This window comes from Nostoc sp. ChiQUE02, assembly GCF_034531305.2.
Taxonomy (GTDB): domain Bacteria; phylum Cyanobacteriota; class Cyanobacteriia; order Cyanobacteriales; family Nostocaceae; genus Nostoc.
The window spans coordinates 1-4,158 of the sequence record NZ_JAVRBN020000110.1; the positions used below are offsets into that span (position 1 = coordinate 1).

The 4,158-nt window shown below is 42.9% G+C and carries 3 protein-coding genes; 1 reads left to right on the forward strand and 2 read right to left on the reverse strand.

All coding sequences use genetic code 11. The features are described 5' to 3' along the window. Positions 1-134 precede the first annotated feature (134 nt). Positions 135-398: a Calx-beta domain-containing protein gene (locus RM347_RS35495; RefSeq protein WP_322716062.1), complete on the reverse strand. Its 264-nt coding sequence runs from the start codon at positions 396-398 to the stop codon at positions 135-137. A 438-nt stretch (positions 399-836) separates the two neighbouring features. On the opposite strand from RM347_RS35495, the gene RM347_RS35500 reads away from it, so the two are divergent. Then, entirely contained in the window at positions 837-2,096 is a 1,260-nt protein-coding gene (locus RM347_RS35500; RefSeq protein ID WP_322716063.1) for a glycoside hydrolase family 10 protein, read from the forward strand. A gap of 275 nt (positions 2,097-2,371) precedes the next feature. Here RM347_RS35500 and RM347_RS35505 read toward each other — a convergent pair whose 3' ends face one another. Then, the gene (locus RM347_RS35505) at positions 2,372-3,853 is read right to left on the reverse strand and encodes a site-2 protease family protein (RefSeq protein ID WP_322716061.1); all 1,482 of its coding nucleotides are present in this window, start codon (positions 3,851-3,853) and stop codon (positions 2,372-2,374) included. Positions 3,854-4,158: the final 305 nt, after the last annotated feature.

The following is a 4,158-nucleotide window of genomic DNA, read 5'->3' on the forward strand; positions in this document are numbered from 1 at the left end:
ACTTCTTGTAAAGCTTGATTTTCAAGGCAAGTGACGGACTTTAATTAAAAGTCCAGCATAATACATACTGAAGAACCGCGTTTTTAATGTTGATAAAATCAAGAATGGTAGGGTTGAGATTGTTATATAATCTATTAAAAGTAAAAATAAAAGTAAAAAACTTGACTATCATCATTTGTGATTGTGGTCATCCCCTGACTATCAGCGATCGCAGCATTCGCTGCACCATAGAGATTGACAAAAAATGTCTCATTGGCTTCAACTTTTTTATCGCCTCTGACGCCAAAGCTAATAGTTTTTAAGGTTTCGCCGGGATTGAAAACAATCGTTCCTAGTCCAGAATTATAATCAAATTCAGAAATTTTGGCGGTGCGATCGCTCGTATTATATACACTCACCGCTTGATAGCTGGGATTGGAAAGAGTGAAGGCGAAGTTGGGATTATTTGTTGTACATCTTTACGCCTCTACAGCCGACTCATGTGTTGCAAAGATTTTTGACAATTTATATTTTTTAAGGTTTATCTGACTTGAAAGTATTGAGTACTGAGTTAGGAGTCAAGAGTTATTAAGGGAACTCCAAAAAATAAATTATCCAATTTCAATCTTTCAAAACAACTTTCCCTCCCCCTGCCCCCTGCTCCCTGCTCCCCTGCCTTCAAAGCGATGGGATATTTTTTTAATTGGAAGTCCCTGCTCCCTCTGCTTCCCAGTTCCCAGTCCCTTTTTCCTGTGTTCTGGTGTATGCAGTTCATGACGATTGTTTTAGCGCTTACAATCGAAACGATCGCTATTTATGCTGATTGTTCATAATTTGATGATGTCTGTAAGCAAATGATGAAAAGGTTTGTAAAGTGGTGTGTTGAATTTCCTTCTTCGTGGAATATTCGCCAAAGCAGAAAGTCGGGGTTGTTTGCCGTTATGCTGATGTTGAGTGTGGTAGCTACGGTGATGCTATCGTTCCCCTTGAACGCTCAAATTAATCTGCCGCAAACGCCAGCATCTGAGTTAAGGGGAGTGTGGTTAACAAATATTGATAGTGATGTTTTATTTGAGCGCGATCGCCTCAAGGGATCTTTGCAACGCCTTGATGAACTCAATTTTAACACCATCTATCCGGCGGTTTGGAATTGGGGGTATACATTGTATCCCAGCAAAGTTGCACAAAAAGTTATCGGGCGATCGCTCGATCCCACACCTGGACTGCAAGGGCGAGATATCCTCAAAGAAATTGTCGATGTGGGACATCAAAAAGGGTTAACAGTGATTCCCTGGTTTGAATTTGGCTTCATGGCACCAGCGGATTCTCTATTAGCTAAAAATCGTCCCCAATGGCTTACGAGTCGCAGTGATGGAACTCGGATTGTCAAAGAAGGGACACATAATCGCGTTTGGCTAAATCCCTTTCGCCCAGAAGTACAACAGTTCATCCAAGATTTAATTGTTGAAATTGTCAGAAACTACAATATCGATGGTATTCAATTTGACGATCATTTTGGCTTACCATCAGAATTAGGGTACGATGCTTACACAGTGGCACTTTACAAAAAAGAACATCGTGGTAAAGCTCCCTCCAAAAACTCCAAAGATCCAGAATGGGTGCGCTGGAGAGCTAACAAAATCACCGAGTTTATGAAACGGGTATTCAAAGCTATCAAAGCTACTAAAAAAGATTGCCTGGTTTCCGTTGCTCCTAATCCTCAACGTTTTTCCTACGATTTCTTTTTAGCAGACTGGCAGAAGTGGGAACGGCTGGGAATCATTGAAGACTTAGTTTTGCAGATATATCGTGATGACTTGAATGTTTTTATCAGCGAATTAGAGTATCCAGAAGTGAAAGCAGCAAAGAGGCATATTCCAGTGAGTGTGGGTATTTTGGCTGGGTTGAAAAACCGATCTATACCGATGCAACAGATTCAGACACAAGTGCAAAAAGTACGCGATCGCAATTTTGCCGGAGTCTCCTTCTTTTTTTATGAAACCCTCTGGAACATGAGCAAAGAAAAGCCCCAAGAGCGTCAAACTGGCTTCCAGAAAACTTTCCCCACACCAACAGCTTACCCCAATTTGCTAGCAGGTTGGAAACCGTTCAGTTAATTTTCCTCACAAGTTGTCGGTGAATACATCACTTAATTTCAGCGAATGTTCACCGACAACCACTTAAGAATTTGTCTTGAAAGAGACTAATATTTTTTAGAAAAAAAGCAACTGGTTGGAGAATACCTTTGTTTTTTTTCATTGACAGAGTTAGTTACATTGATAATGCTTGCGTTGTATTGGTGGGGCATTTTACTATTTCCAAGGATCGCAAATGTTTCACTCCTAACTCCTATACAGACGCGATTAATCGCGTCTGTACTCCTAATTCAGCACTATCCTATTCCCAAACGCCCAGCCAAGCCAGGAGTTAGGGGTAAAAGAGTAGTAATCATCAAGAATAGAGCCAAAAGACCCAAACCAGCTCTGGCATCATCGGGTTCAGTGACTTCATTTAAACTGGGGCGTTCTTGATCCCGTTGCAAAAAGAAAATTACGATCGCCCAGTACATGGCAAGAGTATTACCGAGAGACACTAGCGCTAGTAAAATTAAAGTTGCGATCGTTGCTCGTCCTGCGGTTTTGCGTCCATAAATCGCCTGAACAATGCGCCCACCATCTAGTTGTCCTGCGGGCATTAAGTTCAAAGCGGTAATTATTAACCCCAACCAACCAATCACCACTAGGGGATGAACACTTACTAAGGGCGACTGCAATGCCGAACCAAGGACAACTCTCGCTAAACTTCCCACCAAAATCGATCCTTGGAAAAACTGATTTGGCAATTGAAATAAACTGCCTGGGTGGGAAAGCAGCAATCCAGCGAGCAGCATTAACAAAGAGATAATACCACCTGCGGCTGGCCCTGCCAAGGCAATATCAAATAATACCTTGCGGTTGGGTAACAGAGACTCAAAGCGGGTAATTGCACCAAAGGAGCCAATTTGCACAGCGGGTAGAAAGAAAGGCCAGCTGAGGCGCACTTGGTGACGCCGAGCAAGTAACCAATGACCGATTTCGTGAGCTACTAAAATCGAAAATATCCCAGCGCCTATGGGCAAAGCTTCTGTGAATCGCCCTGGATTGCCAAAGAAATCAAAATTCAGCAATAAGCCTGCTGCTTCTAGATTTGTGGCAATAGTTGCTACCAACAGAATACCTGCAAAAGCTTTTTGCGATAACTGAAGCGGACGGGGATCATTGCGGCTCGGTAGGACAATCACCACTGGTCTCCCGTCTGTGTTTTCCACTAAAAACAAACGATATTGATCGCCAAGACGTTGTCGCAAACTTGCAGTTAGACGGTTGTGAACCTCTTCTGGTTCTCCCCGCAAATTGCCTTTGAAAATTGCTCCATCTTGGTAAGCGATCGTTTCTGTGGCAAAAAACGTATCGATACCGAAAATCCCTTTAATTGCATTCAAGTCGTCTTCTGGTATTGGCGGGATTTCCGGTTTCAGTTCTGCTGCTGTTGGTTGTGAGGAATTTGCTTCAAGTGAGGAAGCAGCGGCAAGTCTTTCTGTTGCACGTTGCTTGAGGATGGCATCTTGCCCAGCGGCGCGTAACTGTCTGCCCAAGTAGATGTACAATCCAGTGGAAGTCACCACTAAGAACAATATACCCGCTATGTTGATGTAAATCCCTGCGGCAAACAATCCAAAAAACAGGAGCCAGGGAGTCATCAACACCACCGACTGTAACCAGGCTAAGATTCCCAGTTTACCAAAAGGTCTGGCGCGATAAAAGCCCCAGCCCAAAATGCCTAAAGCTACCAGTAGGATTGCCGCCAGGATAGAAGTTTCTGATAAAGTAAACATCTCCAAACCTTTGCTATTGAGACTAAGCCAGAACAAGTCCGGTATTGCAGATACCTTATTAATGTATAACGCCGCCTGTAGTCTGCCCAAATTATCCTGCTTTGTGCGTAGCCCAACCGAGGCATCGTGAAGTCGAACTTGTAATAGCTCTACTTACAGCAGATTTCCGCTTAGTGGAGTAGACAAACTAGGTTTTTAAGGGAAAAGACCATTTATAAAGTAAATCTTAAGTAGTTTTTCACTCTCCCCCAGTAAAAAGGGATTAAGAAGGCACAGGAATAGGAGGATGTTTTATACCCTTACGA